Origin of the sequence: Halalkalibacterium ligniniphilum, from assembly GCF_000334155.1 — a bacterium.
GTDB lineage: Bacteria > Bacillota > Bacilli > Bacillales > Bacillaceae_D > Halalkalibacterium > Halalkalibacterium ligniniphilum.
In genome coordinates, this window is the sequence record NZ_ANNK01000057.1 from 1 (window position 1) to 6,026 (window position 6,026).

Here is a 6,026-nt window from a genome sequence, read left to right on the forward strand (position 1 = left end):
GAAGAATATGCGGAAGAAGATGCAACCGTAAAAGAAGGCGATACGGTTGCTCTCATCCCACCTGTTAGCGGTGGATGAAATAAAGACGAGCGAGGATTTCTAAGCGAAAATCCTCGCTCGTTTTTATAATTGCTGAAGATCTTTCTCTTCATTAATATTTGTAAATGCACGAGATAGTGCATTAAGGGAGGAATCTTCCACAAATTTTGTCCTTACTCGCTCGAAAAGAGCTCCAACCTTAAAAGTTCCTTCATCTAAAAGTGCTTGAATGACTGGCATACAAGAACGAGCGTAAAGTCCGATTAATGGCTGGCGACGTCCGTTCACAACAGGAATAATCGCGCTTGTTTGTGGATCAAGGTGGCGGTGAGATAACAAAAGGTCATAGATTTCACTTTTTAAAAGAGGTGCATCACAAGGCGCAGTCAGATACCAGCTTGAATTGTAGGTATGCATTACCGTATACAATCCAGCTAATGGGCCACGCCCTTGATAGGTAGGTAAATCCTCGATGACTGGAACAGTCTCCGCTCTCTCAAATGATTCTTTTAAAGAGGGGTGGCTCACAATATAAATCGTCTGGCAGTGGGCTTGTAAGGCTTGTAAGCTAGCTTCATAATACTTAAACCCATGATATATTTCAAAGGCCTTTGGTCGACCAAATCTTCGTGAAGCCCCACCTGCTAGTAGCACCCCTGTCCATTGATGGTCCATGCTTGATTCACCTCAGCTCATTCGTTCCTTCTATTATGACATATGAACGGCGGACAAGTCATATAAATTACTAGATGGACTTTAAAAAAGGATGGGGTAGTGATGTCAAAAGAGCTGAACAAAGTCCGGCGTAAGCTTGAATCAAGGCGTAGAGAAATTGGCGAAACGATGAGAAGAAAAGAACGTTCTGCACCGATGCTGTTTACTCGTCATGATGAGGCAAGAGAAGAACCAGACATGTATGTGTATCAGGACCAGCCGAAGGATTCGCTAGCCTTTAAGGGACAAGATTTTTTTATCTTGCGAGCATTGGTAGCCATTAGTTTATTTTTACTCATCGCTATTGTTTTTAAAACTGGGATTCCTCAGCTTGAAGGGGCTCGTCACTTCGTGAAGGGAGCATATGAGCAAGAGTTTCAATTTGCGATGATTGCTAATTGGTATGAAGAGCAATTTGGACGTCCCCTTACCCTTGTCCCAATAAATCAAGAGGTGGCCCTTGGTGATTTGGAGGAGGAAGAGGCGGAGCATGTCTATGCAGTCCCTGCTTCTGGGAAGATTGCTGAGAGCTTCGAGCAAAATGGACGAGGCATTCTTGTGGAAACAAACGTAGGTGCAGCGGTTGAGACAGTGAAGGCAGGGCATGTCATCTTTGTTGGGGAAGGAGAAGATGTAACCCTTGGAAAGATGGTTGTCGTCCAGCATTATGATGGAACAGAATCGATGTACGGCATGCTTGATGAGATTCAAGTAAATATCTACGACCACCTAACAACCGGGAGAAAGATCGGTACAGTGTCCTTAATGGAGGAAGAGGAAAGGGGAGTGTATTATTTCGCTTTGAAAGAAGGGGATGAATACATTGATCCGAATGAAGTGATTAGCTTTGACTAGCTTTTTTTCAGTCATGAAAAAAATCAAAATCAATCCATTATTTTGGTTGATTCTCGGAATTGGTGTTGTTACTGGCTATTTTCGCGAGGTTGTCATGGTTTTTGTGATTGTCTTTATTCATGAGCTGGGTCACGGAATTGCGGCTCACCTCTTAAAATGGGAAATTAAAAAAATAGAGCTTTTGCCGTTCGGTGGTGTCGCAGAGGTAGAAGAGAGTGACAACCGCCCTTTTTATGAGGAAATGACGGTTATTCTCGCAGGACCTTTACAGCATCTATGGATGATTGGTTTGTCTTATTTTTTCTTTTCCGCAGGAGTTTGGTCAATGCAGGATCATCAAATCTTTGTTTGGCATAACTTGACGATTCTTTTTTTTAATCTTTTGCCGGTTCTCCCTCTAGATGGTGGAAGGCTGATGCAGCTAGCCTGTATGCGGTATTGGTCCTATCACAAAGCACTAGATTACGCGTTAGTGTTGTCCACAACGTTTCTTGTTATCAGTATTCTAATGAGTCTTTGGTTGTTTCCTTTTCATCTTAATCTATGGGTAGTGCTATCGTTTTTAATTGTTGTCAATTATCTTGAATACAAACAAAAAAATTATCGTTACATTCGGTTTTTAACAGAACGATTGTATGACCAAGCCTATTTACAGCCGAGGCATTCGATTATCGTGTCAAGCGATATTCTAGTCAAGGATGTAATCCGGCAATTTCGCCGTGGGTATATTCATACAGTGTTCGTTCACCATAAGGAAGAGAAACAATTCTATTCCCTAGAGGAGCAGGAATTGCTGCATGCCCTATTTGAAAAAAAACAAATGTACAGCCCTTTATCGACTTTACTCATAAAATAATGGATGTCCCTCAACAGAAGGGGGAAGAGTAAGGTACAATAGAGAAAATGAGGGTAGGGTGGTATTGGCCTCCTAACCGTGTGTCGATAAAAAAGGGGATGCAGCTTTTGAAGTCAATCTATTTTAACGTTGCAACAAGGGAACGACGAGCGGCTATCGTAGAGCAAGGAAAAGTGTCTGAGCTTATGATCGAGCGGGCAGTAGAAAATCGGATTGTTGGCAATGTCTATCGAGGTCGTGTCGTTAATGTATTACCTGGTATGCAAGCGGCCTTCGTAGACATTGGACGTGACAAAAACGGGTTTTTATACCGTGATGACTTACTTTCGTTTCATTTATTAAAAGAAGAGGATGAAAGAAAAAAGCAGCGAAACATTTCCGAGCTTGTTAAAGAAGGGGAAGAGCTTCTTGTTCAAGTGACAAAGGAAGAATTTGGGTCGAAAGGACCGAGATTAACAGGGGTTGTGTCTTTTCCAGGGCGCTATGTTGTCTACATGCCTGAGGGGGGGTATGTAGGAGTCTCAAGGCGTTTTTCGTCGGACGAAGAACGAGAAAAGTGGCGAGCGTTTGGCGAGCGTCTTTTAGACGAGGAAGAGGGGATGATTGTTCGCACCGCTTGTGAGGGACAAGAATCTTCTGCAATTGTCCAAGACTTGCAGTTTTTACGTAAATTTTGGCAGGAGATTTTAAAACAAGGAAAACATCAAAAAGCCCCAGCTTTGCTCCATCAAAGCTCAGGATTAATCGAACGAATTGTCCGAGATTTTTCTTTGGATGATGTAAATGAAGTGATCATTGACAGGTATGAAGATTATTTATTCCTAAAGGAGCTTCTCGATCCTTATCCTAGCATGAAAGAGCGCCTTCATTTTTACCGGAAACGGGAAAACATTTTTTCAGCATATGGGATTGAGAAAGAATTGGAGAAAGCATTGAAGCGGCAAGTATGGCTGAAAAATGGCGCGTATTTAATGATTGACCAAACGGAAGCACTTACGGTCATCGACGTAAATACGGGAAAATTCACAGGAAGAACTGACCTTCAAGATACGATTGTCCGAACAAACATGGAGGCGGCAAAGGAAATTGCAAAACAGCTGCGTTTACGGGACATTTCAGGGATGATTATTATTGATTTTATCGATATGAAAGGCGAAGAGGATCAGGAGAGAGTTTTAGCTGTTTTTAAGGATGCCTTGAAGAATGACCGTACAAAAACGAATGTTCATGGATTAACAAAGCTTGGCCTTGTAGAGATGACGCGAAAAAAAATTCGTCAAAACCTACAAGCAAGTCTCTCGAAGGAATGTCCAACCTGCCACGGGAAAGGAGTTATCCTTTCAAATGAAGCACAGGCGTTTAAAATTGAACGTGAGCTTTGGGAGTACAAAGGGATGGATTATGAAGCGCTTGTCCTAGAGCTACCATCCGTCATTGCCCCAACGTTGTTTGGAAACAAGGGTGAACATTTAAAACGCCTTGAAGAAGCACTTGGTCTACGAATCTTCTTTCTGCCAAATAAGCACATGAGAGAAGAAACATATGCCATACGTTATGCAGGAAAGCAAGAGGAAGCGATCCGACAATTAGAACGGTTAAAAGAAAATCGTTCGTGAAAGTGGATCAAAAAGGCTTAGGCGACAGAAGGACAATCGTTATGAAATGGACAAGTCTATTAGAGAAGTGAAGGATTAGCCCAATTGTTCAAAGGTAAGCAAGTAGGCATTCGATGATGTCTAGCTCCAGCGCCTAACCGCTTTCGTTTGCTTCAGTCTGCAAATTTCCTCAAAAATATGGAAACACCTTGATGGGCTTCCAGCGTTTGCTCTTTGCTTACATCACCTAATATGGTTGTTTGAAGCCTGTCCATCTTGTTGGTTTTTGGTGTTCGCCTTAGTTCCTTTTGCCATCAGAGCATAGGTGAATCCAAGACAGCCAATCGCAGCGATGGAGCAAGCATACTTAAAAAAGGTAAATAGGTCCATGATTGTTATTTTCTCCTCCTTTTTCACTTGTGGCATAGCCTTCCTCACTTCCTTTCTTTTATGCAGGATTCAGCTGCTTTCATTCGTAAAACCACATTGACATTCATTTTTTCAATGTGGTATGATTGCTCTTGTTAGTTATTTGGTCGCACCCAAAGAGCTACAACCGCACAGACTAGGTTTTAAAAGGAGATTCCTACCTATGATGGCGAGTCTGAGTATATGAGGAGGTGCAGAGAATGTACGCAATTATTGAAACTGGCGGCAAGCAAGTAAAGGTTCAAGAAGGTCAAGAAATCTACATCGAAAAGTTAGACGTAGAAGCTGGAGAAGCAGTAAGCTTTGACAAAGTTCTAATGATCGGTGGCGATGATGTGAAAGTTGGTGCTCCATATGTTGAGGGTGCTACAGTAACGGCTAAAGTAGAAAAGCATGGTCGTGACAAGAAAATCATCGTTTACAAGATGAAGGCGAAGAAGAACTACCGTCGTAAGCAAGGTCATCGTCAACCTTACACAAAAGTTGTGATTGAAAAAATCAACGCGTAAGGTGTGCGATGATAGTAGTTACATTTAAACGTAATGAACATCATCATATTCTCTCATTTACAATGAGCGGACATGCGGATGCTGGTCCGTATGGATACGATTTGGTTTGTGCAGGCGTCTCAGCCGTCTCAATCGGTACTGTGAATGCCATTGCGGAGCTTTGTGGTATCGAGCTTGAAACGGAAATGGGAGAGGAAGGTGGATTTCTCCGCTGTCGTGTGCCAGATGGATTAGATGGTGCGACATTTGAGAAAGTCCAGCTCCTACTCGAAGGGATGAAGGTATCGCTTCAATCCATTGCTGATGAGTACAGTGAGCACATAACCATTGAGAAATAATTAGGAGGTGAATCCTATGTTAAAAATGAACCTTCAATTTTTCGCATCGAAAAAAGGGGTAGGTAGTACAAAGAACGGTCGTGACTCTATCGCGAAGCGTCTTGGTACAAAGCGTGCTGATGGCCAAACTGTTACTGGCGGGTCCATCCTTGTTCGTCAACGTGGAACACGCATTTACCCTGGTGTGAATGTAGGAAAAGGTGGAGACGATACACTTTTTGCGAAAGTCGACGGCGTCGTGAAATTCGAGCGTGTTGGTCGTGATCGTAAGCGTGTGAGCGTTTATCCAGTTGCTCAATAATTTTAATGAAAACGCACAAGCCTTGGGCTTGTGCGTTTTTTTACTGTTTTTAAAAAGCATTGGTCACCGCATTAGCTCGAGTCGGCACGCTACGGGAGGTCTGTGCTTTATTTTGTGCTACTTCTTGCCTGTGGTATAGTAGAATTATACAATTTTGCACCCTACATTCCTTTTGGCCCATTTCGATTTTATCGACAAAGAAATAAGACTAGAAAGGAGTAAGCAGGTGAGCAACCTCAAATATTTGACTCAAGATGAATTGGACGTTGTGAAACAGCTTCAGGATGCCATGAACAAAGCAGAGTCTGAGGAAGAAACAAAAAAGCTCATCACGGAAATTACGTTAATCATTGAGCGAGCCAAAATTCGTTACATGAAAGAACATACAAG

At 42.4% G+C, this 6,026-nt stretch carries 9 protein-coding genes and 1 other annotated feature; of the genes, 7 read left to right on the forward strand and 2 right to left on the reverse strand.

Features of this window, described 5'->3' with window-relative positions:
- On the forward strand, positions 1-78 hold a 78-nt coding region (locus BLT_RS21490; RefSeq protein WP_035425563.1), incomplete at its 5' end, for a MoaD/ThiS family protein.
- 45 nt (positions 79-123) lie between these two features.
- On the opposite strand, the gene mobA is transcribed toward BLT_RS21490, so the two are convergent.
- Positions 124-714, reverse strand: coding sequence for a molybdenum cofactor guanylyltransferase (gene mobA / locus BLT_RS0105470; RefSeq protein WP_017726803.1), 591 nt, complete (start codon positions 712-714; stop codon positions 124-126).
- A 102-nt stretch (positions 715-816) separates the two neighbouring features.
- On the opposite strand from mobA, the gene BLT_RS0105475 reads away from it, so the two are divergent.
- The 3 genes from BLT_RS0105475 (at position 817) to BLT_RS0105485 (ending at position 4,080) form a co-directional block, all read left to right on the forward strand.
- On the forward strand, positions 817-1,608 hold the full coding sequence (locus tag BLT_RS0105475; protein WP_017726804.1) for a M23 family metallopeptidase: 792 nt from the start codon (positions 817-819) through the stop codon (positions 1,606-1,608).
- 13 nt (positions 1,609-1,621) lie between these two features.
- A complete protein-coding gene (locus tag BLT_RS0105480; protein WP_236611069.1) occupies positions 1,622-2,464 on the forward strand; it encodes a M50 family metallopeptidase in 843 nt (280 codons plus the stop codon).
- A 98-nt stretch (positions 2,465-2,562) separates the two neighbouring features.
- Positions 2,563-4,080, forward strand: a complete 1,518-nt coding sequence (locus tag BLT_RS0105485; RefSeq protein ID WP_035425564.1) for an Rne/Rng family ribonuclease — start codon at positions 2,563-2,565, stop codon at positions 4,078-4,080.
- A gap of 222 nt (positions 4,081-4,302) precedes the next feature.
- Here the strand turns inward: BLT_RS0105485 and BLT_RS0105490 are convergent, their stop codons facing one another.
- The gene (locus BLT_RS0105490) at positions 4,303-4,485 is read right to left on the reverse strand and encodes a hypothetical protein (RefSeq protein WP_017726807.1); all 183 of its coding nucleotides are present in this window, start codon (positions 4,483-4,485) and stop codon (positions 4,303-4,305) included.
- A gap of 118 nt (positions 4,486-4,603) precedes the next feature.
- Positions 4,604-4,675, forward strand: a sequence feature (ribosomal protein L21 leader region).
- A 13-nt stretch (positions 4,676-4,688) separates the two neighbouring features.
- Here BLT_RS0105490 and rplU point away from each other — a divergent pair.
- From rplU to rpmA, 3 genes are read left to right on the forward strand one after another with little or no spacing between them, the layout of a single operon-like run.
- The gene (gene rplU / locus BLT_RS0105495) at positions 4,689-4,997 is read left to right on the forward strand and encodes a 50S ribosomal protein L21 (RefSeq protein ID WP_017726808.1); all 309 of its coding nucleotides are present in this window, start codon (positions 4,689-4,691) and stop codon (positions 4,995-4,997) included.
- A gap of 8 nt (positions 4,998-5,005) precedes the next feature.
- Positions 5,006-5,335 carry a ribosomal-processing cysteine protease Prp gene (locus BLT_RS0105500; protein ID WP_017726809.1) on the forward strand — a complete coding sequence of 110 codons (330 nt, stop codon included), beginning with the start codon at positions 5,006-5,008 and terminating at the stop codon, positions 5,333-5,335.
- Between the two features lie 16 nt (positions 5,336-5,351).
- Positions 5,352-5,636, forward strand: a complete 285-nt coding sequence (gene rpmA, locus BLT_RS0105505) for a 50S ribosomal protein L27 (protein ID WP_017726810.1) — start codon at positions 5,352-5,354, stop codon at positions 5,634-5,636.
- Positions 5,637-6,026: the final 390 nt, after the last annotated feature.